This is a genomic window from Gorillibacterium timonense (genome assembly GCF_001457415.1).
In the GTDB taxonomy this organism is placed as follows: domain Bacteria; phylum Bacillota; class Bacilli; order Paenibacillales; family NBRC-103111; genus Gorillibacterium; species Gorillibacterium timonense.
Genome location: NZ_LN881724.1, coordinates 333,552 through 359,561 on the forward strand (window position 1 = coordinate 333,552; position 26,010 = coordinate 359,561).

Annotated in this window: 21 protein-coding genes and 1 riboswitch; of the genes, 20 read left to right on the plus strand and 1 reads right to left on the minus strand. The window is 57.8% G+C overall.

The window, feature by feature from the left end:
- Positions 1-78: 78 nt before the first annotated feature.
- From BN2684_RS14220 to BN2684_RS14255, 8 genes are all read left to right on the plus strand, one after another.
- On the plus strand, positions 79-1,422 hold the full coding sequence (locus BN2684_RS14220) for an ABC transporter substrate-binding protein (protein WP_082651977.1): 1,344 nt from the start codon (positions 79-81) through the stop codon (positions 1,420-1,422).
- A gap of 103 nt (positions 1,423-1,525) precedes the next feature.
- Positions 1,526-2,416: a carbohydrate ABC transporter permease gene (locus BN2684_RS14225; protein WP_058302837.1), complete on the plus strand. Its 891-nt coding sequence runs from the start codon at positions 1,526-1,528 to the stop codon at positions 2,414-2,416.
- A gap of 42 nt (positions 2,417-2,458) precedes the next feature.
- Positions 2,459-3,262: a carbohydrate ABC transporter permease gene (locus BN2684_RS14230; RefSeq protein WP_058302838.1), complete on the plus strand. Its 804-nt coding sequence runs from the start codon at positions 2,459-2,461 to the stop codon at positions 3,260-3,262.
- 128 nt (positions 3,263-3,390) lie between these two features.
- Positions 3,391-4,128, plus strand: coding sequence for a sugar isomerase domain-containing protein (locus tag BN2684_RS14235; RefSeq protein WP_058302839.1), 738 nt, complete (start codon positions 3,391-3,393; stop codon positions 4,126-4,128).
- Between the two features lie 41 nt (positions 4,129-4,169).
- Positions 4,170-5,687: a xylulokinase gene (locus BN2684_RS14240; RefSeq protein ID WP_058302840.1), complete on the plus strand. Its 1,518-nt coding sequence runs from the start codon at positions 4,170-4,172 to the stop codon at positions 5,685-5,687.
- Between the two features lie 339 nt (positions 5,688-6,026).
- Positions 6,027-8,039 (plus strand): ABC transporter ATP-binding protein, encoded by a 2,013-nt coding sequence (locus BN2684_RS14245; RefSeq protein ID WP_082651980.1) that lies wholly within the window; start codon positions 6,027-6,029, stop codon positions 8,037-8,039.
- Positions 8,040-8,082: 43 nt separating this feature from the next.
- Positions 8,083-8,763 (plus strand): response regulator transcription factor, encoded by a 681-nt coding sequence (locus BN2684_RS14250; RefSeq protein WP_058302841.1) that lies wholly within the window; start codon positions 8,083-8,085, stop codon positions 8,761-8,763.
- Positions 8,756-9,832, plus strand: a complete 1,077-nt coding sequence (locus BN2684_RS14255; protein WP_058302842.1) for a sensor histidine kinase — start codon at positions 8,756-8,758, stop codon at positions 9,830-9,832. Before BN2684_RS14250 ends, BN2684_RS14255 begins: the two co-directional genes overlap by 8 nt.
- A gap of 185 nt (positions 9,833-10,017) precedes the next feature.
- Here the strand turns inward: BN2684_RS14255 and BN2684_RS14260 are convergent, their stop codons facing one another.
- Positions 10,018-10,977 carry a D-2-hydroxyacid dehydrogenase gene (locus BN2684_RS14260; RefSeq protein ID WP_058302843.1) on the minus strand — a complete coding sequence of 320 codons (960 nt, stop codon included), beginning with the start codon at positions 10,975-10,977 and terminating at the stop codon, positions 10,018-10,020.
- Between the two features lie 279 nt (positions 10,978-11,256).
- Positions 11,257-11,358, plus strand: a riboswitch (purine riboswitch).
- Positions 11,359-11,494: 136 nt separating this feature from the next.
- On the opposite strand from BN2684_RS14260, the gene purE reads away from it, so the two are divergent.
- From purE to purD, 12 genes are all read left to right on the plus strand, one after another.
- A complete protein-coding gene (gene purE, locus BN2684_RS14265; RefSeq protein WP_058302844.1) occupies positions 11,495-11,998 on the plus strand; it encodes a 5-(carboxyamino)imidazole ribonucleotide mutase in 504 nt (167 codons plus the stop codon).
- Positions 11,998-13,338, plus strand: a complete 1,341-nt coding sequence (purK, locus tag BN2684_RS14270; protein WP_108722219.1) for a 5-(carboxyamino)imidazole ribonucleotide synthase — start codon at positions 11,998-12,000, stop codon at positions 13,336-13,338. The genes purE and purK overlap by 1 nt, the downstream gene beginning before the upstream one ends.
- 341 nt (positions 13,339-13,679) lie before the next feature.
- Positions 13,680-14,975, plus strand: coding sequence for an adenylosuccinate lyase (purB, locus tag BN2684_RS14275; RefSeq protein ID WP_058302845.1), 1,296 nt, complete (start codon positions 13,680-13,682; stop codon positions 14,973-14,975).
- 182 nt (positions 14,976-15,157) lie between these two features.
- Positions 15,158-16,060 (plus strand): phosphoribosylaminoimidazolesuccinocarboxamide synthase, encoded by a 903-nt coding sequence (locus tag BN2684_RS14280; protein WP_058302846.1) that lies wholly within the window; start codon positions 15,158-15,160, stop codon positions 16,058-16,060.
- A gap of 193 nt (positions 16,061-16,253) precedes the next feature.
- Complete coding sequence (gene purS, locus BN2684_RS14285) at positions 16,254-16,493, plus strand: phosphoribosylformylglycinamidine synthase subunit PurS (protein ID WP_058302847.1); 240 nt, start codon at positions 16,254-16,256, stop codon at positions 16,491-16,493.
- Between the two features lie 50 nt (positions 16,494-16,543).
- Entirely contained in the window at positions 16,544-17,236 is a 693-nt protein-coding gene (gene purQ, locus BN2684_RS14290) for a phosphoribosylformylglycinamidine synthase subunit PurQ (protein ID WP_058302848.1), read from the plus strand.
- On the plus strand, positions 17,214-19,460 hold the full coding sequence (gene purL / locus BN2684_RS14295; protein ID WP_058302849.1) for a phosphoribosylformylglycinamidine synthase subunit PurL: 2,247 nt from the start codon (positions 17,214-17,216) through the stop codon (positions 19,458-19,460). The genes purQ and purL overlap by 23 nt, the downstream gene beginning before the upstream one ends.
- Positions 19,461-19,567: 107 nt before the next feature.
- A complete protein-coding gene (gene purF, locus BN2684_RS14300) occupies positions 19,568-20,980 on the plus strand; it encodes an amidophosphoribosyltransferase (protein WP_392389030.1) in 1,413 nt (470 codons plus the stop codon).
- Positions 20,981-21,110: 130 nt separating this feature from the next.
- Positions 21,111-22,199: a phosphoribosylformylglycinamidine cyclo-ligase gene (gene purM, locus BN2684_RS14305; protein WP_058302851.1), complete on the plus strand. Its 1,089-nt coding sequence runs from the start codon at positions 21,111-21,113 to the stop codon at positions 22,197-22,199.
- Positions 22,196-22,843, plus strand: coding sequence for a phosphoribosylglycinamide formyltransferase (gene purN, locus BN2684_RS14310; protein ID WP_058302852.1), 648 nt, complete (start codon positions 22,196-22,198; stop codon positions 22,841-22,843). Before purM ends, purN begins: the two co-directional genes overlap by 4 nt.
- 37 nt (positions 22,844-22,880) lie before the next feature.
- Entirely contained in the window at positions 22,881-24,425 is a 1,545-nt protein-coding gene (gene purH / locus BN2684_RS14315) for a bifunctional phosphoribosylaminoimidazolecarboxamide formyltransferase/IMP cyclohydrolase (RefSeq protein WP_058302853.1), read from the plus strand.
- 93 nt (positions 24,426-24,518) lie between these two features.
- Entirely contained in the window at positions 24,519-25,805 is a 1,287-nt protein-coding gene (gene purD / locus BN2684_RS14320; RefSeq protein WP_058302854.1) for a phosphoribosylamine--glycine ligase, read from the plus strand.
- The last annotated feature ends 205 nt before the right edge of the window (positions 25,806-26,010 follow it).

Consider the following 26,010-nt stretch of genomic DNA (forward strand, 5'->3'; position numbering starts at 1 on the left):
CACCGTAGTCGAAACGGTCCATGACACCAAAGGCATGACCGCAGCGATAAATTTACTGAAACGGGAGTGGAGTAGAAGATGAAGAAGAGATCAAGAGGTTGGGTTGTCTTGGCTGGAATGCTTGCTGCGATGCAAATCGTGCTGGCGGCTTGTTCATCCGGCGGAACCAAGACAGGCAGTGCAGAGAACAGCAGCGCTCCCGCAAGCGGCAAAGTGACGGAGCTTACCCTCTGGCACATGGAGGAGCCGCCTAACCGGGTGGCTCGTTTCAAGGAAATTGTCGATGCCTTCAACGCTGCGAATCCGGACATCAAGATTACGCCGCAGGTGCAGAGCTGGGATGACGCGTATTCGAAATTCCCGGCCGCCATACAGGCTGGCAACGGTCCCGATCTTCTTTTCACGATTCCTGACTACACAACGCTGATCAAGGAACTAGGCGTGGTTCAGCCTGTCGACGACATTATCAATTCGATCAATGCCACTCATAAATTTCAGGCCACTTCCTTGACTCCTTATCAGTATGAAGACCATACCTGGGCGGTTCCGGTATACGGCATGGTCCAGGCTCTGTGGTACCGCAAGGATCTGTTCTCCGCCGCCGGTCTTCAGCCGCCCTCCACTTGGGACGAGCTAAAGACGGACGCTGAGAAGCTCACCAACGGGAATACCTACGGGATTGCCTTACCGGCGTCCAAATCGATGGCAACCGACCAAGTGCTGTACAGCTTTCTCGTTACAGGCGGCGCTAAGTCAATTATCAACGGCAGCAATCAAGTGACCTTCGACAATGAGAAAACCGTGAAGGCTTATCAAATGTACAGCGATCTGCTCAAATTCTCTCCGCCGGACAGCAACACCTACACGTGGGGAGAACCGCAAGCGCAGTTTAACGCGGGCAAAGCCGCTATGGCCATTGAAAAAGGGCAGTACCTTTCTACGTTCGAATCCGAATCCGGTCGTCCGGCCAGCGATTTGGGAGTTGTCCCGATGCCGGTTGCCGACGGCGGCGAGGCAGGCAGCATTTATTACTCCAACGGCATTATGGTGCTGACGAAGGATGAAGCGAAAAAAGAAGCGATCAAGAAATTCTTCGAATTCCTCTTTGAACCGGAAACCTACGGGAAGTTTGTCAATGCCGAACCGGGACTGTTCCTGCCGGTAACGGAGGATGGAAGCAAGGCGGATAGCTTCTGGAATGATCCGGTGATCAGCAAATACAAATCCCAGGTTCAAGTCTTGATCGATGCCGCAGGCAAAGGCGCTCTGTTCGGATTCACGGACGGCGTAGCCAGCAAAATCGGAAAGGTAGCCGGACCGAACTATATCGCCCAAACGCTGGAGCAAATGACAAGCAAGGGGATGTCGGCAGCGGATGCCGTCAAATGGGGACAAGCCCAGATTGAAGAAGCGGTAAAATAACAAACACGCTATAGAACAAGCGGTTCACTTTCGGGCGGGAACGGCGTTCCCGCCTCTTTTATCCAATCATCGAGTGCAAGCGGGCATTTGGAGGAGTGAGAACATGGAGGTCCTGGGCAAAAATAAAGGGTTTGGCAGATTGCTGCCCTACCTGCTCGTCGCACCCATTGTCATCTGGATTGTGGTCACGATCTTTTTTCCTTTGGTCAGTGTGATCAAAGAAAGCTTTTACAATACAGGATTTGTCGGCACCAAAGGCACGTATGTCGGGTTTGACAATTACAAGAATACATTGACCTCCCCTTCGTACTGGAATGCCTGGAAGAAAAGTCTGATTTGGGTGCTGGGCAACAGTATCGCTCAGACGCTGCTCGCTTTTGCCGTCGCCTTGCTGTTGAACAAGCCCTCTCGTTTTTCCAACTGGGCGAGAACCTGGATGATCATCCCTTGGGTCATTCCAACCATCGTCGTGGGTATCTTCTGGCAGTGGATCTTCAACGGCTCTTACGGGATTTTCAATCATGCGCTGCTTTCACTGAATCTGATCGACAAGCCGATCAATCTGATCGGAGACTCCACCTGGTCGCTTCCCGTCACGATCTTCATCAATACCTGGCACTGGTTCCCCTTCATGGCGGTGATCGTGCTGGCGGGACTGTCGACGATTTCACACGAAATCTATGAGGCCGCCGACGTGGATGGTGCAAACAAATGGCAGCAGTTCTGGAAAATCACGTTTCCTTCGCTCGGGCCTATTACGTTTGCGCTTGGCATCGTCGGCACACTATGGTCGTTTAACATATTCGATACGATCTATATTCTGACCAGCGGCGGACCGGCTGGAGCTACGACGACCGTTCCGGTGTACATTTATCAGCAGGCGTTCGAGTCGTTTCAGATCGGAAAAGCCTCGGCAACCTCTATCGTCACCGCATTCTTCCTGATCCTCTTCGTCATAGGGTTCATCAAGTTCGGAACTCCGAAGGAACATTGAACGATACGCTCGGATATTCCATTTGGAAAGCAGGTGAACGACGTGAAAGCCATCCGATCCTTTTTCGGGATTCTGATTGCATTTCTGATTGTGTTTCCGTTTTACTGGGTGATTGCTTCTTCTCTCAAGCCCGCAGACCAGATTCTGAAGCCGGACCTGTTTCCAAGGGCGCTCACCTTACAGCATTATCGGGAATTGCTGGAGCAAACCTCCTATCTAACGAATTTATCCAACAGCATCCTGGTCGCTTTGGGAACCATGCTCTGTTCTGGCCTGATCGTGATTCCCGCCGGGTATGCCCTGTACCGGATGAAATTCCCCGGAAGGCTCCTGGTATCTCGGCTTATTCTAGCGACGTATATTTTTCCGGGCACACTGCTCCTGGTGCCAGTCTATCAAATGATGTCGTCGATCCATCTGGTGAACTCCCTGTGGGGATTGATCGTGATCAATGTGACGTTTGCGGCTCCGTTTTCTGTATGGCTGATGCAGGGCTTCTTCGACTCCGTTCCGATTGCGCTTGATGAAGCGGCCGCCATCGACGGAGCGGGACGAATGAGAACGCTGCTGCAGATCATTCTTCCGCTGATCGGCCCCGGTATCGCCACGATCTCGATCTATGCGTTCATCACGTCCTGGACGGAGTTCGCTTTCTCTTCCGTTCTGATCTCAAGCGAGTCGCTGCGTACGCTGCCGATCGGGCTGAATGCCATCATGGGGCAGTATACGGTGCGTTGGGGCTGGACCACTGCCGGTGCTGTCTTGACCTTGCTTCCAGTTGTTGTTTTCTTCGCCTTTGTCGGTCGGTTCTTCGTGAGAGGTTTGACGGCGGGGGCAGTGAAATAGCAACGGGGCTGATGAGGAAGAAAACGTGCATGATGGAAAAGGAGCAGTGGGGAGCTGGATGTTTCGGGTGGATGGCAAGCCCATGCATCCAGAGAAGACCGGATACAACAACGGGGAGGGCATCATCCATGACTAGACTTGCAGATGACTTTGTCCAGCGCATTAAGCAGCAGATACAGGTCATAGAGGAAGAAGAGAAGACGTCGATCGATACAGCGGCGGATTGGGTGGCCGATACCATCGCCTCAGGCGGACTGGTTCATTTGTTCGGCTGCGGCCACTCGCATTTGCTGGTGGAGGATTTTTTCTATCGAGCCGGTGGAATGGTACCGATTAACGCGATCTTCGAGACGAGCCTCATGCTTCATGAAGGCGCGGTAAAAAGCTCAAAGATTGAGCGCATGCAGGGGTACGCCGAACATATTCTCGCTAATTATTCGGTGACGGCTGGCGAGGTCATGATCGTGATCTCCAATTCGGGCATCAACAGCCTGCCGATTGAGATGGCGCAAGCGGCGAAGGCGAAGGGGCTGAAGGTGATCGCCTTATGTTCCTCTTCTTATTTCGAAGACCCTTCGCGCCATCCTTCCGGACAACAGCTTCATGATTTGGCTGATCTTGTGATCAACAATCATTTGCCGCACGGGGACGCATTGGTTCAAATACCCGGTACTTCGATGAAAATGGCATCGGGCTCCACCATCATCGGCAGCATCATTCTGAATATGGTCATGACCGGCGCGGCACAGAAGCTGGTGGAGCTTGGGATAAAGCCGCCAGTCTATGTCAGCGGTAATATTCCGGGTGGAGCGGAGCAGAATGAAGAATATATCAAGCAGTATCGGCAGAGGATCAAGCATCTGTAAACCCGGGTTAACGATATGAAAGATGAAGGAGGTGCTGAAGGATGGAATCGCTGCTGATGGGGGTCGACATCGGATCGACGGCGGTTAAAGTCGTTGCGATGACGGCGAAGGGGGAGATTCGCTCTTCCGCATCGGCTTTATCGGTTACGCATTCACCGCGCTCAGGTTGGGTGGAGCAGGAGCCAGAGGAATGGGGAAAGGCGTCGGCGATGGCGGTAAGAGACTGTATGGAGCGGCTGGGTGGAGCGAGGATTGCCGCTCTGTCCTTCTCGGGGCATATGAGTGCGCCGGTGTTGCTTGACGATGCGGACGTTCCCTTGATGCCGAGCGTTCTGATCGCAGATACTCGGTCGCACGAGCAGAGCGCTTTTCTGCGCGATGTCTATCGGCAGCGATTCGTGGAGATGACCGGCAACGAGCCGGTCGATGCCTTCGCCGTGGCCAAGCTGCTCTGGATCAAAAAGTGGCATCCCGATCTGCTGGCGCGGACGGCGAAAATCATGTTTCCCAAGGATTATGTCCGCTTTCTCTTTACGGGGGACATCGGGACCGATCGCACCGATGCGGGCAATAGCTTGCTGTATAACCCGGTGATGGGAGAGTGGGATCGAACCCTCATCAGCGAGTTGGGCCTCAATCCGGATTGGTTTCCCCACATCTACGATTCGGATGTGGTTGTCGGATTGGTTTGCGCGGAGGCGGCGCGCCTAACCGGTATTCCGGAGGGGACGCCGGTCGTCGCCGGCGCGGCGGATATGGCCTGCAGCCAGCTTGGAACAGGGGCGGTGCAGGAGGGAACGCTTGCGGTTACGCTCAGCACTTCGGCCCAGGTCGTGATGCCGGTAGCTGGACTGCCGACAGCAGGTCCGAGCTCCTGTATGACCGGCAGCGTGACCTTTCATCCTTCTGCTATTACGGGTTTGATGTATGGCATGGGGAGCGTGTTTACCGGCGGCCTTGGCGTAGACTGGTGCTATCGGATGCTCACTGGCAAGCTGACCATGCAGGATGACGATTATGCCCGGCTCGATGAATGGACTCGCCAGATGAAACCATTTCCTCCGGGCAGCCAGGGACTTCTGTTTCTTCCGTTTCTGATGGGCAGCGGCACTCCTTATTTTGATCCAAACGACCGCGCTTCCTGGCTGGGGTTATCGACGGGGCAAAGCCCGGCTCTGCTGATGCATTCGGTTCTGGAAGGGGTGGCTTACAACGTGCGGGAGAACATGGAGCAATTCGAGCTTGGCGGATACCAAGTTCGGAGGGTTCATCTCGGCGGCGGCGGCAGCCGCAATCCGGTCTGGTGCCGCATGATCGCCGATGTGCTCGGTAAGGAGATCTCCATCCTGAACAACCGGGATGCTTCTGCGGTAGGGGCGGCGATACTCGCTGGAGTCGGCTGTGGATGTTTCTCTTCTGCTGAGACCGCCGCTATTTCTCTCGTTGGAGTCTCCTCACCCATTCCTTACTCGGAGGAGCGGCACGAGGCTTACAACCGGCTGTATACCCGATACCGGAAGTTATATCGCGCTCTCAACGAGTTTTACCGGAACGAATGACTAAACCGACAAGACTAAACCGACAAGACTAAACCGACAAGACTAAACCGATCGGGTTCAAAGCCGTTGGCGCAATGCTGCGGCTTTTTTGGCATTCTTCGATTCATGGAATCGATTTTAAGCCGTCTTGGGAGCGGGCTGTTTAAATTGAGTTTACATGGACCCGGTACACTGAATGCGTTGCTGTGTTTCTTGGCGTTTAAAATCAGCATTGGCCTAACAGAACAGAAACCTCAGCCACGACGCCAGGCTCTTCTCAGAAGGCACGAATCGTGTACCAAATACAGAGAAAATCGCGAGATGCCCGGCTTTCCGCGAGACTAAGGAGTGAACCGAACCATGGAAAGAAATGAAATTCCCAATCCCGGAGAAGCTGGCCGAGATAAAACCCGCGTCCGCCGCTTTATACGCTTTTTGCTCGACTCCGATCCTCCGAAGGGATGGCTTACGGCAGCCGTTCTGCTCAGTTTGATCAACACGCTGGTCGGTCTGACAATCCCGCTGTTCACGAAGAACCTCGTCAACGGCTTCTCGTTGAGCTCGCTCGGCCGAGGGCAGATTGTCGGAATCGTCCTCGCTTTTCTCGCTCAAGCCGTATCGGGAGCGGTTTCGGTCTACCTGCTCCATTACAGCGGTAACCGCATCGTCTCTTCGATTCGCGAGCGGCTCTGGGCGAAGCTTCTCCGGCTCCCTGTCGGGTATTACGACAGCAAACAGACGGGGGACACCGTCAGCCGCTTGACCAACGACACCGCGATCATCAAAGGACTGATCACCGAGCAGATTACGGGTTTTTTCACCGGCATCCTCTCCATCGTAGGCTCGCTCGCCATTCTCTTCTATATGAACTGGCAGATGACGCTGCTCATGCTGGTGGTTTTCCCGCTTGCGGCTGTCATTCTGGTACCGCTCGGCTATAAAATGTACGGCATCTCCAAATCGACTCAAGAGGAAACGGCGGGGCTGACCTCGGTCGTCAACCGGGTGGTAACGGAGATTCGTCTCGTCAAGGCATCGGGGGCCGAGCAGGCGGAATATGGGGAAGGCACGGATCGCATCAAACGACTGTTTCGCCTCGGGTTGAAGGAAGCCCGCATCTCGGCGGTGATCTCTCCACTGATTTCGTTTCTAATGGTCGTGCTGCTCGTCGCGTTGATCGGCTTTGGCGGCGTTCAAGTGTCTTCCGGGAGGATGACGGCAGGCTCGCTCGTCGCGTTCATCATGTATTTGTTCCAGATCATCCTGCCCATCACGCAAATATCCCAATTTTTCACCCAGTTCCAAAAAGCCGTCGGAGCGACGGACAGCATCAATGCGATTATGGAGGAAGTCGAAGAAGCGGCGGACGGGATCGCGCTTACCGAAGAGAAGAGCCTCCCGGAACAACCGGAGAGAGCGGTTCAGTCGAAAAGAGAACTCCCGGTAACTGCTCCTTCGATGGAATCAAGCCATCATCAAGAACAAGAATTCGCAAACGGGCAAGCAAGCACGCTTAGCCTGGAGCACATCACCTTCGAGTACAAACCGGAAGAGCCGATCCTTCAGGATATAACGATTCAAGCCGAGTCCGGAAAAGTAACGGCGATCGTCGGCCCGAGCGGCGGCGGCAAAACCACGCTCTTCTCTCTGCTCGAACGCTTCTATTCCCCGAGCTTGGGACGGATCCGCTATGGAGAGACAGACATTGCCGATATTGCGCTCTCCACTTGGCGGAAGCAGATCGGCTATGTCTCGCAGGAAAGCCCGCTCCTGGCCGGAACCATTCGAGACAACCTCTGCTACGGCCTGGATCGCGAGGTTTCGGACGAGGAGATGGAACAGGCGGCAGCGATGGCTTATGCGGACGGATTCATCGCCGAGCTGCCGGAAGGGTACGCGACTCAGGTCGGCGAGCGCGGCATCAAGCTGTCCGGCGGCCAGCGCCAGCGGATCGCCATCGCCCGGGCGCTCTTGCGCAATCCGCGCATTCTGCTGCTGGATGAAGCGACCTCGAGCCTGGACAGCCATTCGGAGACGGTGGTCCAGCTGGCGCTGACCAACCTGATGAAAGGGCGGACGACCCTCGTGATCGCCCATCGGCTGTCTACCGTGATCGATGCCGATTCCATCATCTTCATCGAAAAGGGCCGCGTGACAGGAACCGGGACTCACGAGGAGTTGTATGTCAGCCATGCACTGTACCGCGAGTTTGCCGACAGCCAATTGCGGATGGAGCCACAGACGGCTACACTGGAACAAACGGATGAGGACCGGCAGTTTGAGGAAGTGTTCAAGCTGGTGATGGCCGATGCCAGGGAGCTTATGCTCCTGGAGATGGAGCTGATCGAACCGACCGGCGAAGGTAAAGCATAGGCGGAACTGCCGCATCCTGAAGAGGCGAGAGGAGGAGAAGCGAATGGCAAGTGTGCTCGTCGCGGATGATGATCCGCATATCCGGGAGCTCGTGCGTCTGTTCCTGGAAAAGGAAGGGTTCAAGGTATACGAAGCCGTAGACGGTCAAGCCGCATTGGAGCTGATGCAAGACAACCCAGTCGACCTGGCTGTCCTCGATATCATGATGCCGCGAGTGGATGGGTGGACGGTATGCAGACGGCTGCGCAGCGACTATGACATTCCTATCCTGCTCCTCACGGCCAAGGGGCAGACGGCTGACAAGGTGCGCGGCTTCGAGCTGGGTGCGGATGATTATCTGGCGAAGCCCTTCGACCCGCTGGAGCTGGCTGCCCGCGTCAAGGCGCTCTTCAAGCGCTACCGGATCGCGGCTTCCAGCCAAGTGAGCGCAGCGGAGCTGCTGCTGGACCGCCAGGCGTATCGTCTTCTCGTGCGGCAAACTCCCGTGCAGCTTCCTCCGAAGGAATTCGAGCTGCTCTTTCTTTTGGCGAGCCATCTCGGCCGTACGCTCACCCGCGAGCAGTTGATCGAGACGGTCTGGGGATATGATTTTGACGGAAATGAACGAACGCTGGACGTTCATATAAACCGGCTTCGGGAGAGGCTGATCGACTGGAGTGTGACTCTGCGGATCACCACGGTCCGCGGCCTAGGGTACAGGCTGGAGGAAGCCGTCTATGAGTAAGCAGTCGTCCCGGCTTGTTGCAGCGGCCAGGGCATCCGGCACCGTGCTTTTCTTGATTACGATGTCCGCTCTATTCTTCACAATCGGCTTCTTCGTGCTCCGCTGGACGGGATACGGACCCTTGGAGGACAGAGGAAGCTTTCTCCCCTACCTCGGCGCTGATTTGATCGGGATGTTTCTCTTCATGCTCTGCGCCTTCCTCGTTCATCTCTTTGTCGGTCCCAATAAACGAGAGGTGTGGAAAGAAGTCAACGAAGCGCTTCGACGCGTCGCCCGCGGCGATTTCAATGTGATTTTGCCGGAACGGGGAGATGAGGACGGTCGGCTCCGGGAGTTCCGCGAGAGCATTAACGAGATGGTTCAGGAGCTGAAGCAGGTGGAGGGGATGCGGCAGGAGTTCATCTCCACGGTTTCGCATGAGATCCAGTCTCCGCTTACCTCCATCCGCGGGTTTGCGGTTGCGCTTCAGGATGACCGACTTAGCCCAGCCGAACGGCGGCATTACTTGAGCATCATTGAAGCGGAGAGCATTCGCCTATCCAGACTCGGTGACAATCTGCTGCGGCTGACGACGCTGGAGGGAGACGGTCCCGTTCTCAACATTCACGCCTACCGGCTTGATAGTCAGATCCGCAAGGCGGTTCTGACCCTTGAACCGCAGTGGCTCGACAAAGGGCAGGAGATGGACGTCGAGCTTGCCCCGTTAACGGTATCGGGCGACGAGCAATTCCTGGACCAGGTCTGGATCAACCTGCTGCACAACGCGATAAAATTTACTCCCTCTGGGGGAACTATCCGCGTGATCGTAGAGGAGAGAACGGTAGGGATGGATAGGAAGGCTGTCGTGAAGATCGCCGATTCCGGCCCGGGTATTCCTCAAGCCGACCAGCTTCGGATATTCGAGCGTTTTTACCGCGGTGATAAATCCCGGAACCGCACGACGGAAGGCAACGGTCTCGGGTTGTCGATCGTCAAGAAGATTGTCGATCTTCATGGCGGTACGATTGCTGTGAAGAGCCGCCCGGGTGAAGGCGCGGAATTTGAAGTGGCTTTGCCTCGAACAGAATAAAACGGGAACTCTTCCGGCCAGCGCTCAGCATCGGAGGAGTTCCCGTTTGTCGTTTATCGATCTCGTAGAAGGCGTGGCATAGACGAGGGGTAACCGGTTGTCTATGCGAAGAGTGTTCCAATTCGTCAGTTAGCGATTTTCAGCTTAGCACAGACGAGGCGATACCGGTTGTCGGCGGCAAAGCGCTACGCGTTCACCACGTGAACCGGAGTCCCTTGGAGATAAGCGCCGACGTTATTTGTCGTAATCTGCATGAGCCGAATTCGTGCTTCCTTCGTGGCCCAGGCGATGTGAGGCGTAATGACGCAGTTGCGGGCGTTCAACAGAGGGTTGTCCGCTTGAGGCGGCTCTGTGGAGAGAACGTCAACACCGGCTCCAAGCAAGTGTCCGCGATTAAGCGCGTCGGCCAGATCGGCCTCGTTTACGACAGGGCCGCGTGCAGTATTGATGAGGATGGCTCCGGGCTTCATCCGGGCAAGGCTGTCCCGGTTGACGAGATCCTTCGTCTCGGGTGTGAGTGGGCAATGCAGGGAGACGATATCCGCCTGTTCGAACAGCTCATTCAGGGAAACGAAGGAAACTCCTTCCGTCTCCGGATAGCTTCGGCGTCCGCTTGTGGAAGCCAGCACTCGCATACCGAAGGCGCGAGCGATCTCGGAGACTTTACGCCCCGTGCTGCCAAAGCCGACGAGCCCGATGGTTTTGCCCGCAAGCTCCATAAGCGGCGCCTTCGTAAAGCTAAAGTCGGTGCTGCCGACCCATTCTCCGTTATGTACCGCTTCATCATGCAGACCGACTCGGCTTGCAACTTCGAGCAGTAGGGCGAATACGAGCTGAGCCACGGAGTCGGTGCTGTAAGCAGGCACGTTGGTGACGGAGATGTCGAGCCGCTTGGCAGCTTCGGTGTCGACGATGTTGAAGCCGGTAGCCAGCACTCCGATGTATCTCAGTCCAGGTAACTGCTCCAGAACGGAGGCAGGGAACGCGGTCTTATTCGTCAGCAGAATCTCCGCACCGAGCGCTCGCTCAATGACTTGATCGGCAGGGGTGCGGTCATATACGGTTACCTCTCCATAGCGAGACAGCCCGTCCCAGCTTAAATCGCCCGGGTTCAGGGCGTAGCCGTCCAATACGACAATCTTCATGTTGATCTCTCCTCCGGACTTCGTTGGTTTCTTTCATTATACCCCTGAATGACCCATTCCGGACAGGCTGAACACAACAAGAAGGTTTTTTGCTTGGAAAAGTAACGAAAATACGAACTTTACGAATGTTTAAACTTATAATGTTCGTCTTTCGTTGACATCTCCTGCTTGCGGCTGGTAAGATAGAAAAGCGAAATATGCAAAAAGATGTTCACCGGCGGAATTCCGGCTCCACGGCTTTGGCTGATGGCAGCGGTCCGCTGACAATGATATGCCTATGAATGATGATATTACGATTCTCGTATAATATCGGGGATATGGCCCGAAAGTCTCTACCCAAAGACCGTAAATTTTTGGACTACGAGGAAGATCGCCGCTTTGGCTTTTTGGCATGGAATTCAGACCGTATCGTTATGGACTGGCTCCGGCGCAAGGCCAGGCGCTCTTTCTCGTCCGGCTGAGGGCTTATGTGACCCAGGCTGGACTTTTTTGTTTGCAGAAAGGGGATTAGGCACTTATGCCGGCACGTGTCGGAGTGATCATGGGCAGCGAGTCCGATTGGGCGACGATGAAGGAAGCCTGTCGAATTCTGGAGGAGCTTCAAGTCCCATATGAAAAGAAAGTCGTATCAGCGCACCGTACGCCGGACTTGATGTTCCAGTATGCAGAGACGGCGGAGGAGCGTGGACTTGCCGTCATCATCGCGGGAGCGGGCGGAGCGGCGCATCTGCCGGGAATGGTGGCAGCCAAAACCGTTCTTCCGGTCATCGGAGTACCGGTGAAGACGTCCACCCTGAACGGGCTGGACTCCCTGTTGTCTATCGTCCAGATGCCGGGAGGCATTCCCGTGGCTACGGTAGCTATCGGAACGGCGGGAGCCGTCAACGCGGGCTTGCTCGCCGCGCAGATTCTCGGAACGATCGACCCCGAGCTCAGACAGCGCGTGAGCGAACGCCGCGAGCGGATCAAGGCGACGGTGTTGGAGTCGAGCGACAAGCTCGGATTGGAGGGCGACCAGTGATGCCGAACGAAACGGGGGCGGGTCGGATGCCGCTCGAAGGCGAGGCAGAGCGCACCGGTGGGGCTGCGGGTGCAACCGAGCCGTCCGTAGGAGCCGCAGCTGAGCAGCCGAAGGCGGCAACATCTGGCGATGCTGCCGCGAAAGCCGTCGCCGCTCAGCAGCCCGCTGCGGCAAGCTCCGATAAATCGCCCCTTGCTCCGCGGATACTTCCCGGCAGCACCATCGGGGTTTTGGGCGGCGGACAGCTCGGGAGAATGCTGGCGATCGCGGGCCGCGCGATGGGGTATCGCTTCGTGACGCTGGAGCCGTCCGCGGATTCCCCGATGGGGCAGACGGCGGACCGCCAAATCACGGCCGCATACGACGACGCCGAGGCTGCGAGGGAACTCGCCCGCGTCAGTCATGTCATCACTTACGAGTTTGAGAATGTAGACGCGGGCATCGCGGAGATGCTTGCGAAGGAGTCGTACGTGCCCCAAGGGCATGCGCTCCTGCATACGACCCAGCATCGGCTGCGCGAGAAGCGGGCCATTGAAGCGGCGGGAGTGCCGGTAGCCCCCTATGCAGAGGTGCAGAGTGAAGCGGACGTCCTTGAGGCGATCCGCCGGTTTGGCCTGCCCGTCGTGTTGAAGACGGCTACCGGCGGCTATGATGGCAAAGGACAGCGGGTCATCCGCAGCGAGGCAGAGGCGGGAGCCGCATTCCACGAGCTGGAGGCTGCGGGAACGGAGCTGGTTCTGGAGAAGTTCATTCGCTTCGAGCGGGAGCTGTCCGTGATTGCCGCACGCAGCACCCGCGGGGAAGTGAAGGCTTTCCCGCCTGCCGAAAACATCCACAAGGACAACATCCTGCACGTGTCCATCGCTCCGGCGCGGATTCCGGCAGCCATCAGCCGCAGAGCGGAAGAGCTGGCCATCAGGCTGGCGGATGGCTTGCAGGCGGTCGGTCTTCTGGCTGTGGAGATGTTCCTCACGCCGGAGGGCGAGCTCTTCGTGAACGAGCTCGCCCCGCGCCCGCACAATTCCGGGCATCATACCATTGAAGCCTGCCGTACCTCGCAGTTCGAGCAGCATGTCCGCGCCATCTGCGGCCTTCCGCTGGGAAGCACCGAGCTGATCACACCTGCGGTGATGGTCAATCTGCTCGGGGAGCATGTCGAGCCGGCTTTAGCTTGGCTGAACGAGCAGGACCGGGAAGAGGACGGCCTCGCCGTCAAGCTTCATCTCTATGGCAAGGCCGAAGCCAAACCGAAACGCAAGATGGGACACATCACATTGCTTGGCGAAGATACGGAACGTGCCCTTGCGTGGGTCGAGCGCTCCGGTATTTGGGCCAGGTAGCAGGTTCGGTCGAAGAGAAATTCAATAAATGTTGCATTTTATGCATCAATTAGCGAGAAATTTGCTCTGAGGTTCGAAAATGTTGCATTTTATGCATCAATTAGCGAGAAATTTGCTCTGAAATCCGAAAATGATGCATTTTGTGCAACATTTAGGGGGAGATGAACCTACAAGTCCGAAAATGTTGCATGTTGAGCAATATTTCTGAGGGGATCAGCCTCCCGATCCTGACATGTTAAGTACCTGTCGCATCCACGATCAAGTTTGAAAGACAGCGGATTGCCAATAACCTGGTTTGATCAGCACTCTTTTCATCAACTAAACAAGGGGAGTCCAACCGAATGATTGAACGCTACACAAGACCCGCGATGGGCGCAGTTTGGACGGAAGAAAACAAATTCAAGGCTTGGCTCGAAGTGGAGCTGCTCGCCTGCGAGGCGTGGTCGGAGCTTGGAGTCATTCCGAAAGAGGATGTTCAAGCGCTTCGCGAGAACGCTCGCTTCGACATCGACCGCATCTATGAGATCGAGCAGGAGACGAAGCACGATGTGATCGCGTTTACCCGCGCGGTATCGGAGAAGGTGGGCCCGGAACGGAAATGGGTGCATTACGGACTCACTTCCACGGACGTTGTGGATACGGCGCTCGGGTATCTATTGAAGCAAGCCAACGACATTCTCGACCAAGACCTGCAGGTGTTCATCGGCATCCTCCGGGAGCAAGCGATCAAATACAAGAACACTCCAATGATGGGACGCACCCACGGCGTTCACGCCGAGCCGACGACGTTCGGGCTGAAGCTGGCGCTCTGGCATCAAGAGATGAAGCGCAACCTGGAGCGGTTTCGCCATGCGGCGGACGGCGTGCAATTCGGCAAAATGTCCGGTGCCGTCGGCACCTACGCCAACATCGATCCTTCCATTGAACAGTATGTCTGCCGAAAGCTCGGCACGACTCCGGCGCCAATCTCGACCCAGACGCTCCAGCGCGACCGTCATGCTGACTACTTGAGCACGCTTGCCCTCATCGCCACCTCCTTGGACAAGTTCGCAACCGAAATCCGCGGCCTGCAAAAGAGCGAGTTCCGCGAGGTGGAGGAACCGTTCTCCAAAGGGCAAAAAGGCTCCTCCGCCATGCCCCACAAACGCAATCCGATCGGCTGCGAAAGCATCTCCGGTCTTGCCCGCGTCATCCGCGGCCATATGCTGTCCGCCTATGAGAATGTGACGCTATGGCATGAGCGCGACATTTCCCATTCCTCTGTGGAACGGATCATTTTGCCGGATTCGACCATCCTGCTCGATTACATGCTCTCCCGCCTCGGAACGATCATCAAGAACCTGAATGTCTACCCGGACAACATGAAGCGCAACATGGACCGGACCTTCGGGCTGCCCTTCTCCGGTCGGGTGCTGACCAAGCTGATCGACAAGGGGCTGAGCCGCGAGCAAGCCTACGATACCGTTCAACCCCGTGCTATGCGGGCGTGGGAGGAGCAGCGTTCGTTCCGTCAGATTCTGGAGGAATCGCCGGAGATTACGGCGCATCTGACGCCGGAGGAGCTCGCAGATTGCTTCGATCCTTCCTGGCATCTGAAGCATGTAGATACGATCTTCACGCGGCTCGGGTTGGATTAAAGGCGATTTGCCCGGGACACCTCGTCCAGAAAGTCGCTTTGCCTGAATAGCAATCATGTACAGGATTCATACCCGCGCTTCTGTCGCTTCCTATCGGAGCAAACGAAGTGGAGACGGATCGCATCCACTAACGCGATGCGAATCTCCCGCCGAGGCCGGGGTTTAGGAGGAGAGAGCATATCATGTCAACTGCCAGCCCGCTGTACACCGCCGAAGGGCTCGTCAAAGCCCCGCTCGTTCACAAGGGCAAGGTCCGCGAGCTGTATGACCTCGGGGAGCATTACCTGATTGTCGTCACGGATCGGATCTCCGCTTTCGATTACGTACTCAGTCCGGGAGTTCCGGACAAAGGGCGTGTCCTGAATGAGCTGTCGGCCTTCTGGTTCGATCAGACGACCGTGTTCCAAAATAACCATGTGGTGCATACCGATGTCGACCGGCTGTCCGACATCATCACGGAGCCGGAGCTGCTTCGCGGCCGGATCATGGTCGCGAAGAAAGCCGAGCGCATCGACATCGAATGCGTCGTGCGCGGCTACCTCACTGGCGGCGGCTGGCGGCAATACCGCGACACGGGTATGGTCAACGGGCATGAGCTCGCCGCAGGCAAGCGCAAGAACGCCCGCCTGGACAATCCGCTCTTCACCCCCGCCGCCAAGAACGACATCGGCCACGACGAGGATATCACCATCGACCGGCTCACCGAGCTGGTCGGGGCGGAGCTCGCGGCCGAGCTGGAAGAGAAGAGCGTGCGCCTCTATCAATACGCGCACGACTACTGCGCCGGCCGAGGCATCATCCTCGCCGACACGAAATTCGAGTTCGGCATCTTGAACGGAGAAGTCATCCTGATCGACGAGCTGCTCACGCCGGATTCATCCCGCTTCTGGGACGAGAGCAAGTACGCGCTCGACATCGAGATCGACAGCATGGACAAGGAGCCGGTTCGCACGTATCTCGCGGAGAGCGGCTGGGACAAGAACAGCGAGCCAGACCCGCTGCCAGATGATGTAGTGGAAGGAACTGCGGCTCGCTACCAGGATATCCTTCGACGCTTGACGGCTCCATCCGCGGAAGTTCGTTAACCGCATGCCTTTAATACCTTCAATGCCCCGTTCCGTTATCCCCTCATAGCTGTGGGGATGTGGAATCAAGCCATCTTCGAAGTGGGGAAGGCGGAATCAAGCCAACCTTCATCAGGTCCAAGCAGATGATCATCATCCCGCATTTTTATCTTTTTCAACCGATAGGGTTCACATGATAAGGAGGCCAACCGTTATGAAAGCGACCGTCTATGTGACGATCAAAGAAAGCGTCCTCGACCCGCAGGGCAATGCCGTTCAGGGAGCCTTGCATTCCATGGGCTTCGACGAAGTCGGCAAGGTACGCATCGGCAAGTACATGGAGCTGGAGCTCGATACCGATAATCGCGCCGAAGCGGAAGAACGCCTGCGCGCCATGTGCGAGAAGCTGCTCGCGAACACCGTTGTTGAAGATTTCCGTTACGAAATTGCCTGAGTTACTTTTCACGGATTTGTGAGATCACGCTTCAAGAGAGGGGTAGGAACATGCATTTCGGAGTTCTCGTCTTCCCGGGGTCCAATTGTGACATCGACTGCTACAAGGCAGTGGAAGACACGATTCAACAGACGGTGGAGTACGTCTGGCACACCGAGACAGACTTGTCGCGCTTTGATGCGGTCCTCGTTCCCGGGGGCTTTTCGTATGGGGATTATCTTCGCTGCGGGGCGATCGCCCGTTTTGCTCCGGTGATGGGGGCTTTGCAGGAATTCGCCGCGAGGGGCGGCTATGTCCTCGGCATCTGCAACGGCTTCCAGATTCTCACGGAGGCGGGGCTTTTGCCGGGAGCTCTGCTCCGGAACCAATCGCTTAAATTCCGCTGTCATTCCACCCTGCTGCGGGTTGAAAATACACAGACCGCCTTCACCAGCCTGTACGAACCGGGCGAGGAGATCGATATTCCGATCGCGCACGGCGAAGGCAACTATTACTGCGATGAAGAAACGTTGGCCGAGCTCAGACGCGAAAACCGTATCGTCTTCCGCTATGCCGGGGAGAATCCGAACGGGTCTATCGACGGGATCGCCGGTATCATCAATCGGGCAGGCAATGTCCTCGGCATGATGCCTCACCCGGAGCGAGCCGTTCATCTGCGTCTCGGATCGGACGACGGCAGCCGGATGTTCGCCGCGATTTTGAATGCATGGAGGGAAACACATGGCGCAGCAGTTAACCGCTAAGGAACCGACGGCAGACCAGATCGCCGAGCAAAAGGTATACCGCCAATTCGGCGTAACGGATGAGGAATATGAGAAGATCTGTGGATTTATGGGCCGCAAGCCGAACTATGTGGAGATCGGCGTGTTCAGCGTCATGTGGTCTGAGCACTGTGCGTACAAGAACTCGAAGCCGCTCCTCCGGCGTTTCCCTACGACGGGCGACAAGGTTCTGATGGGACCGGGCGAAGGCGCGGGCATCGTCGATATCGGCGACAATCAGGCCGTCGTTTTCAAGATCGAAAGCCACAACCACCCCTCTGCAGTAGAACCGTATCAAGGAGCAGCAACGGGTGTGGGCGGGATCATCCGCGACATTTTCTCGATGGGGGCGCGCCCCGTTGCTCTGCTCAACTCCTTGCGCTTCGGCAAGCTGGAATCGAGCCGGGTCAAATACTTGTTCGAGCATGTCGTATCCGGGATCGCCGGTTATGGCAACTGCATCGGGATTCCAACCGTCGGCGGCGAAGTCACGTTCGATGAGAGCTACGAAGGCAATCCGCTCGTCAACGCCATGTGCGTCGGGCTGATCGATCACGATCAGATCCAGCGCGGCGTCGCAAGCGGCATCGGCAATCCGGTCTTCTATGTCGGTCCTGCAACGGGCCGCGACGGCATCCACGGAGCGACCTTCGCGTCCGAGGAGATCACGGCTGAGACGGAAGCGAAGCGCTCCGCCGTTCAGGTCGGCGACCCGTTCATGGAGAAGCTCGTCATGGAAGCCTGTCTCGAGCTGATCGCTTCCGGCATCGTCGTCGGCATCCAGGACATGGGCGCCGCCGGCCTCACCTGTTCCAGCTCGGAGATGGCGAGCAAGGCGGGTAACGGCATGGAGCTGAACCTGGACCAAGTGCCGCAGCGTGAAGTCGGCATGACCGCATACGAGATGATGCTGTCCGAATCGCAGGAGCGGATGTTGTTCGTCGTCCGTCCCGAGCATGAGGAGCAAGCTCGTGCGATCTTCGCCCGTTGGGGACTCGACTGCCACAAGGCCGGCCGCGTCACCGATGATGGCCGCTTGCGGCTCATCCACCACGGCGAAGTCGTCGGCGACATGCCCGTACGCGCTCTGGTTGACGAATGCCCCGTGTACCACAAGCCTTCCAAGGTACCGGCTTATTACGAGCTCGGCGGAGAGCTCGATTCGGCCGATTATCCCGAATACGAAGAGCTGAACACGGTCCTGGAAGGGCTGCTTGCATCGCCCTCCATCGCCAGCAAGGAATGGGTGTACTCCCAATACGATTACATGGTTCGGACTTCGACCTACGTCCGTCCGGGCTCGGATGCGGCGATCGTCGGCGTTCCGGGAACGCGCAAGGCGCTTGCCATGACCACGGATTGCAACAGCAAGTACGTGTACCTGGACCCTGAGGTCGGCGGACGGATCGCGGTCGCGGAAGCGGCGCGGAATCTCGTCTGCTCCGGGGCGGAGCCGCTTGCGGTGACGGATAACCTGAACTTCGGAAGCCCGGAGAAGCCGGAGATTTTCTGGCAATTGGAAAAAGCCGTCGACGGCATGGCCGAAGCGTGCCGCTTCCTGAACACGCCGGTCATCGGCGGTAACGTCAGCCTCTACAACGAGAACGCCAAGGGAGCCATTTACCCGACGCCGGTCGTCGGTATGGTGGGTCTCGTGTCGGACCTCGATCACATTACGACCCAGTCGTTCCGGGCCGAAGGCGACGTGATCCTGCTGCTCGGCGATACGCGCGCCGAGTTCGGCGGCAGTGAATTGCAGTCCGTCTTCCTGGGGACAACAGAAGGCCGCCCGCCTGTGCTCGATCTGGTCACGGAGAAGCGCCTCCAGGAAACGGTGCTCACCGCCATCCGCGCCGGGCTCGTGGAGTCGGCGCATGACCTGTCCGAAGGCGGACTCGCGGTCGCCCTCAGTGAAAGCTGCATCGGCGGCGGCGTAGGCGCGAACGTATCGCTGACCACGGACCTGCGCGCCGATCATGCCCTGTTCAGCGAAACGCAGTCGCGCGTGCTGCTCAGCGTCAAGCCGGAGCAAGCGGATGCGCTGCTGCGCTTCATCACGGAACGGGATGTTCCGGTGCAAGCGATCGGGACGATCGGCGGAACGGAGCTTGTGGTTGCCGTGAACGGAGCCGAGAAGATCAGCCGCCCGGTCGGCGCGCTGAAAACCATCTGGAAGGACGCGATCCCATGCCGGATGAACGCATGACGGGGCAGCGGATTGCGGCGGCGGAACAGAAGCTTGCGACGCTTGCGCTTGCGGAACAGGAGCGTGACGATTCGCATTTTTGGACCGGTGAGTACTACAACGAAGGCATGGATGGCTCGTTCGACAAGCTGAAGGAAGAATGCGGCGTGTTCGGCGTGTTCGGTCACGAGGAGGCGGCGGCGCTGTCCTTCTACGGCCTGCATGCGCTGCAGCACCGGGGCGAGGAAAGCGCGGGAATCTGCACCACCGTAGACGGGAGCGATTTCTTCATCCACAAAGGAATGGGACTCGTCAAGGAAGTGTTCGATAACGACCGCATCGCTTCCTTGAAGGGATCGACCGCCATCGGGCATGTTCGTTACTCGACTTCGGGCGCAAGCCTGATCGCGAACGCCCAGCCCCTTCATTTCCAATTCCGGCACGGTCACATCGCGATCGCAACGAACGGTAACATCGTCAATGCCGAAGAGATTCGCGAGGAGCTGGAGGAAGCCGGTTCGATCTTCCAGACGACGAGCGACACCGAGGTCCTTGTGCACCTCATCGCCCGTGCACGGGGAATTCCGATGGAGGACGCCGTCAAGCCGGCTCTGCAAAAGGTGAGCGGAGGCTACGCCTTCCTCATCATGGTCAACGACAAGCTGGTGGTGGCGCGCGATCCGCACGGGCTGCGCCCCCTCGCGATGGGGACGATCGACGGAGCCTATGTGTTTGCTTCCGAGACCTGCGCTTTCGAGACCATCGGGGCGGAATACCTCCGCGACATCGAGCCGGGCGAAATGCTCGTGTTCGATAAGGATGGAGGCATGCAGACGGATCGTATCGCTCCGATTGAACGGCGCGCGATCTGCGCGATGGAATACATCTATTTTTCCCGTCCGGACAGTGATCTCGACGGCATCAACCTGCATGCCGCTCGCAAGCGCATGGGGGTTCAGCTTGCCAAGGAGTCGTTCGTCGATGCCGATGTCGTTACCGGCGTGCCGGACTCGAGCATCTCGGCGGCGATCGGCTTCGCCGAGCAGACGGGCATCCCGTACGAGCTCGGGATGATCAAAAACCGCTATACCGGCCGAACCTTCATCCAGCCGAGCCAGGAGCTCCGCGAACGCGGTGTGAAGATGAAGCTGAGCGCAGTACGCAAGGTGGTGGAAGGCAAACGCGTCGTCATGATCGACGATTCCATCGTTCGCGGCACGACCAGTCTCCGTATTGTCAAGATGCTGCGTGACGCCGGAGCGAAGGAAGTGCATGTGCGCATCAGCTCGCCGCCTTATGCGAACCCGTGCTTCTACGGCATCGACACGCCGAGCCGGGGCGACTTGATCGCGTCCAGCCATACGGTTGAGGAGATCCGTCGCGCCATCGACGCGGACTCGCTGCATTTTCTCTCCAAAGACGGGCTGCTCTCCGCCATCGGCCGCGTGCCGGGTGAATACAACCGCGGCATGTGTACCGGCTGCTTCGACAACGACTATCCGACGCGGGTTCCTGCTGACGCCGACAGCTGCGGCTGCTGAAAATGCACTGATTATCGGTATCTTGGAGATCGCGCGAAATGCATTTCGCGCGAATGAATCGCGAGCAAATAAGGGTACGTTTTTCTAAGTCTTTTTCCAAGTCATGCAACTAATCGAAGGAGTGAAACCCGTGTCTGACGCATACAAAAAAGCGGGAGTCGATATCGCCGCAGGCAATGCCGCAGTGGAACGCATGAAAAAGCACGTGAAGCGCTCGCTGCGCCCCGAAGTGCTCGCCGGTCTCGGCGGCTTCGGAGCTTTGTTCGGGCTGAACAAGGACAAGTACGAGGAGCCCGTGCTCGTGTCCGGGACGGACGGAGTCGGAACAAAGCTGATGCTGGCATTCGCCATGGACAAGCATGACACCATCGGCATCGACGCCGTCGCCATGTGCGTGAACGACATTGTCGTGCAGGGCGCGGAGCCGCTGTTTTTCCTCGATTATCTCGCCTGCGGCAAGGTCGTGCCGGAGAAGATCGAGGCCATCGTCGCTGGCATCGCCGAAGGCTGTGTGCGCTCCGGCTGTTCGCTGATCGGCGGCGAGACGGCGGAGATGCCCGGCATGTACGGCTCGGACGACTATGATATCGCCGGATTCGCCGTCGGCATCGTCGACCGCAAGAAGATCGTCGACGGCTCTGCCATCAAGCCGGGCGACGTTCTGATCGGCCTCGCTTCGAGCGGCGTGCACAGCAACGGCTTTTCGCTCGTGCGGCGGCTTTTGCTGGAGGAAGCGGGGCTTGCCCTCGACCAGCCGCTCTCCGCAGTCGCAGGGCTGGAGGAACTGGCCGCCTCCGCGAAGGAAGCCGGCCAGCCCGAGCGCACCCTCGGCGACGCGCTCCTGGAGCCGACTCGCCTCTACGTGAAGCCGATCCTCTCGATCCTTGAGCAGGTTGCCATCAAGGGCATGGCCCATATCACCGGGGGCGGCTTCACGGAAAACATCCCGCGCATGCTGCCGGAAGGAGTCGGCGTGGAGATCGAATTCGGCAGTTGGCCGATCCATCCTCTGTTTGCGCTGATGCAGGCCAAGGGAAGCCTCTCCTATGACGACTTATTCCGCACCTTCAACATGGGGATCGGCATGGTGTTGGCCGTTGCTCCTGAAGATGCGGACCTCGTGGAACGCCTCGCTCGTGAGAACGGCGAGCAGCCGTTCCGCATCGGCCAAGCCGTCTCCGGGGAACAAGTGGTCACCTACAAGGGAGTCACCCTATGACCCGGGATTCGTATCGCATTGCCGTCTTCGCATCCGGAAGCGGCAGCAACTTTCAAGCGCTCGCCGATGCAATCCGCGAAGGGTGGATTCCGGGAGCAGAGCTCGTCCTGCTCGTCACCGACAAGCCGCAGGCGGCTGTGGTCGGACGTGCGGAGCGAGCGAATGTGCCTGTGTTCGCATTTCGCCCGCGGGACTATGCCTCGCGCGAAGCCTACGAGGCCGAGATCGTCGCCCGGCTGAACGAGCTTCGCGTCGATCTCGTCGTGCTCGCCGGGTATATGCGGCTCGTCACTCAGACGCTGCTTACCCCTTTTGCCGGACGGATCATCAATCTTCATCCGGCGCTTCTGCCTGCTTTTCCCGGAGTGGATGGCGTTCGCCAAGCCCTTGAATACGGCGTGAAGGTGACGGGGGTCACCGTTCACTTCGTTGACGACGGGCTCGATACCGGGCCGGTTCTTCTCCAGCGAGCGGTCGTGGTCGCTGAAGACGATACGGAGGAGACGCTCGCCGCTCGCATTCATGCGGTCGAGCATGAGCTGTATCCGGAGGCCGTGCGCCTTCTGAGCGAGGGTCGGGTAAGAATGGAGGGCCGCAGGGTCAGCCTGCTGTCTCCGTCAGAGCCGGAATTTCCGCAGGAGTAACGATTATCCAATAACGATCATCTAGGAGGTTGCGAGTGTGGCTATCAAACGCGCGCTGATCAGCGTGTCCGACAAAACCGGGATCATTCCCTTTGCGCAAGAGCTCGCCGGACTTGGAGTCGAGATCATTTCCACCGGGGGCACCTATCAGCTGCTGAAAGACAACGGCATTCCCGTTACCGGCATTTCCGACGTCACCGGCTTCCCGGAGATTATGGACGGCCGCGTCAAAACGCTGCATCCCGCCGTTCACGGAGGATTGCTTGCCGTTCGTTCGAGCGAGAAGCACCGGGCGCAGATGGAAGAGAACGGAATCCGCTACATCGACCTGGTCGCCGTCAACCTGTACCCGTTCGCGGCGACCATCGCGAAGCCGGATGCGACGTATGAGGACGCCGTCGAGAACATCGACATCGGCGGCCCTACGATGCTCCGCTCCGCAGCCAAGAACCATGCGGATGTGACCGTCCTTGTGGACGCCGCCGACTATCCGCAGGTGCTGGAGGAGATTCACGCCGCTGGCGACACGGAGCTGGCAACGCGCAAGCGCCTCGCCGCCAAGGTGTTCCGTCATACCGCTCACTATGACTCGCTGATCGCGGATTACTTGACCCGCAAGACGTCGGGAGAAGCCTTCCCGGAAACCTTCACCGTCACGTACGAGAAGGCGCAGGAGCTCCGTTACGGGGAGAACCCGCATCAACAGGCTGCCTTTTACCGCAAGTCGTTGGGAAGCGCAGGCACGATTGCTGCAGCCGAGCAACTGCACGGCAAGGAGCTGTCATACAACAACATCAACGACGCTAACGCTGCTGTGCAAGTGCTTGCTGAATTCACCGAGCCCGCCGCTGTCGGCGTCAAGCATATGAACCCCTGCGGCGTCGGCATCGGCAGCGATATCGACGAAGCCTACTGCAAAGCCTATGATGCCGATCCGATCTCCATCTTCGGCGGAATTATCGCGGTTAACCGCACGGTCGAGAAGGTGACGGCGGAGCGGATGCACAGCTTTTTCCTCGAGATCGTCATCGCGCCGGATTATACGGACGAGGCTCTCGCCATCCTGAAAGCCAAGAAGAACATTCGCCTTCTCAAGCTGGATGTAGCTCAGGCCGCGGCCGAATCGGAGCTGGCCATCACCTCGATTCAAGGCGGAGCTCTCGTCCAGGAGACGGACAAGCACCGCATTGCAGCGGAGGATTTGAAGGTAGTCACCGACCGCAAGCCTACCGAAGAAGAGCTGAAGCAGCTGCTTTTTGCCTGGAAGGTCGTGAAGCATGTGAAGTCCAACGCCATCGTGCTGGCTAACGGAGATATGACCGTAGGTGTCGGGGCGGGGCAAATGAACCGCATCGGTTCGGCCAAGATCGCCGTCGAACAGGCCGGAGAGAAAACGGTCGGCTCGGTCATGGCATCGGATGCCTACTTCCCCATGAGCGATACGCTGGAGCTCGCGGCGAAGATGGGAATCACAGCCGTTATTCATCCGGGAGGGTCGATTCGGGATGCGGATTCGATCCAGGTCGCGAACGAGCATGGCATTGCCATGGTGACCACTGGCATCCGTCACTTCAAGCATTAATCTTACCCGCTACACAGGATCGGATATTTCAAACATGGAGCCTGCTTGCTTTCCTTCCCAGCGAAGGCGGCAAGCGGTGACTGGAGGTTACCCATGAAGGTGTTGGTCGTCGGCCGCGGAGGCCGGGAGCATGCGATCGTTTGGGCGATTGCGCAAAATCCACGCGTAGATAAGCTTTACTGCGCCCCGGGCAATGGAGGAATCGCCGCTTTGGCGGAGTGCGTCCCTGTGACGGAGTTGGATTTTGCCGGGATTGCGGCTTTTGCCAAGGAGAAGCAGATCGATTTTGTCGTGATCGGTCCGGACGATCCGCTTGCCGCGGGCATCGTCGATTATCTGGAGGCGGAGGGCCTGAAGGTATTCGGGCCGCGCAAGAATGCCGCCGAAATCGAAGGCAGCAAAGCCTTCATGAAAGAACTGCTCCGCAAATACAACATACCGACCGCCGCTTATGAGACCTTCGATTCTTATGACTTGGCGCTCGCGTACCTGCGTACCCGGCCTCTGCCGATCGTGATCAAGGCGGACGGGCTCGCCGCGGGTAAAGGCGTCATTGTGGCCTACACGAGGGAAGAAGCGGAGCAAGCGCTGGCTGGCATCATGGTGGACAAGACGTTTGGTGCTTCTGGTGAGAAGGTCGTCATCGAAGAATTCCTCGAAGGCCAGGAGATGTCGCTACTCGCGTTTGTTGACGGGAGCACGGTGAAACCGATGGAGCCCTCCCAGGATCACAAGCCTGTATTCGATCACGACAAAGGACCGAACACCGGCGGCATGGGCACTTATTCACCGCTGCCTCATGTCCACTCCTCCATCGTGGAGGAAGCGATCCGCACCATCGTCCAGCCGACCGCCGACGCATTGGTTGCCGAAGGGCGACCCTTCCGCGGCATCCTCTTCGCCGGGTTGATGCTGACCGCCGAGGGGCCGAAAACGATCGAATTCAACGCTCGCTTCGGCGACCCGGAGACGCAGGTCATCCTGCCCCGGCTGGAATCGGATCTGCTTGAGATCCTGTTGGCGATTACCGAGGGCCGCTTGGAAGAAGCCGATATTCGCTGGAGCGATTCGGCGGCCGTCTGCGTGATCCTCGCCTCCGAGGGCTACCCCGGAAACTACCCGAAGGGCTTGCCGATTGAAGGCATCGAGGATGCAGAATGGGACGCGCTCGTCTTCCACGCGGGAACGGCTCTGACTCCGGATGGAGAAGGAATCGTAACCGCAGGAGGCCGTGTTCTCGGCGTCGTCGGACGGGGAGCGGACATTGAGGAAGCGAGAGACCGCGCCTATGCCGCTGCGGGACGCATTCGCTTCCAGGGTGTTCACTATCGCAGCGACATCGCTGCGAAAGCTCTTACGAAGAGTGGGCGAGTGGAGTAGAGGAAGCGAACTGCTTCGTACGCTTTTCAGGCCACCCCATAGTTTCGAGAACCTTGCTCATGCGAGCGAATAGGGGAAGCGGGCGCGTCCTGCTTCCTTTTTCTTTTTCCTGGAAAATGGGGAACATGATCGCATCTCCCGATTAAGTGAAACCGGGTCGTGCTTTTGCCGTAGAGGAATGTTATACTAACTCTAAAGTTGCACG

What these genes read in the sequence shown, in the direction of transcription:
- purE (WP_058302844.1), top strand. Translation starts at nt 11,495, where the DNA reads ATGCCGGCACGTGTCGGAGTGATCATGGGCAGCGAGTCCGATTGGGCG.
- purF (WP_392389030.1), top strand. Translation starts at nt 19,568, where the DNA reads ATGGATGGCTCGTTCGACAAGCTGAAGGAAGAATGCGGCGTGTTCGGC.
- BN2684_RS14280 (WP_058302846.1), top strand. Translation starts at nt 15,158, where the DNA reads ATGTCAACTGCCAGCCCGCTGTACACCGCCGAAGGGCTCGTCAAAGCC.
- purL (WP_058302849.1), top strand. Translation starts at nt 17,214, where the DNA reads ATGGCGCAGCAGTTAACCGCTAAGGAACCGACGGCAGACCAGATCGCC.
- BN2684_RS14260 (WP_058302843.1), bottom strand. Translation starts at nt 10,977, where the DNA reads ATGAAGATTGTCGTATTGGACGGCTACGCCCTGAACCCGGGCGATTTA.
- purD (WP_058302854.1), top strand. Translation starts at nt 24,519, where the DNA reads ATGAAGGTGTTGGTCGTCGGCCGCGGAGGCCGGGAGCATGCGATCGTT.
- BN2684_RS14255 (WP_058302842.1), top strand. Translation starts at nt 8,756, where the DNA reads ATGAGTAAGCAGTCGTCCCGGCTTGTTGCAGCGGCCAGGGCATCCGGC.
- BN2684_RS14235 (WP_058302839.1), top strand. Translation starts at nt 3,391, where the DNA reads ATGACTAGACTTGCAGATGACTTTGTCCAGCGCATTAAGCAGCAGATA.
- BN2684_RS14225 (WP_058302837.1), top strand. Translation starts at nt 1,526, where the DNA reads ATGGAGGTCCTGGGCAAAAATAAAGGGTTTGGCAGATTGCTGCCCTAC.
- purQ (WP_058302848.1), top strand. Translation starts at nt 16,544, where the DNA reads ATGCATTTCGGAGTTCTCGTCTTCCCGGGGTCCAATTGTGACATCGAC.
- purN (WP_058302852.1), top strand. Translation starts at nt 22,196, where the DNA reads ATGACCCGGGATTCGTATCGCATTGCCGTCTTCGCATCCGGAAGCGGC.
- BN2684_RS14220 (WP_082651977.1), top strand. Translation starts at nt 79, where the DNA reads ATGAAGAAGAGATCAAGAGGTTGGGTTGTCTTGGCTGGAATGCTTGCT.
- BN2684_RS14250 (WP_058302841.1), top strand. Translation starts at nt 8,083, where the DNA reads ATGGCAAGTGTGCTCGTCGCGGATGATGATCCGCATATCCGGGAGCTC.
- purK (WP_108722219.1), top strand. Translation starts at nt 11,998, where the DNA reads ATGCCGAACGAAACGGGGGCGGGTCGGATGCCGCTCGAAGGCGAGGCA.
- purS (WP_058302847.1), top strand. Translation starts at nt 16,254, where the DNA reads ATGAAAGCGACCGTCTATGTGACGATCAAAGAAAGCGTCCTCGACCCG.
- purB (WP_058302845.1), top strand. Translation starts at nt 13,680, where the DNA reads ATGATTGAACGCTACACAAGACCCGCGATGGGCGCAGTTTGGACGGAA.
- BN2684_RS14240 (WP_058302840.1), top strand. Translation starts at nt 4,170, where the DNA reads ATGGAATCGCTGCTGATGGGGGTCGACATCGGATCGACGGCGGTTAAA.
- BN2684_RS14245 (WP_082651980.1), top strand. Translation starts at nt 6,027, where the DNA reads ATGGAAAGAAATGAAATTCCCAATCCCGGAGAAGCTGGCCGAGATAAA.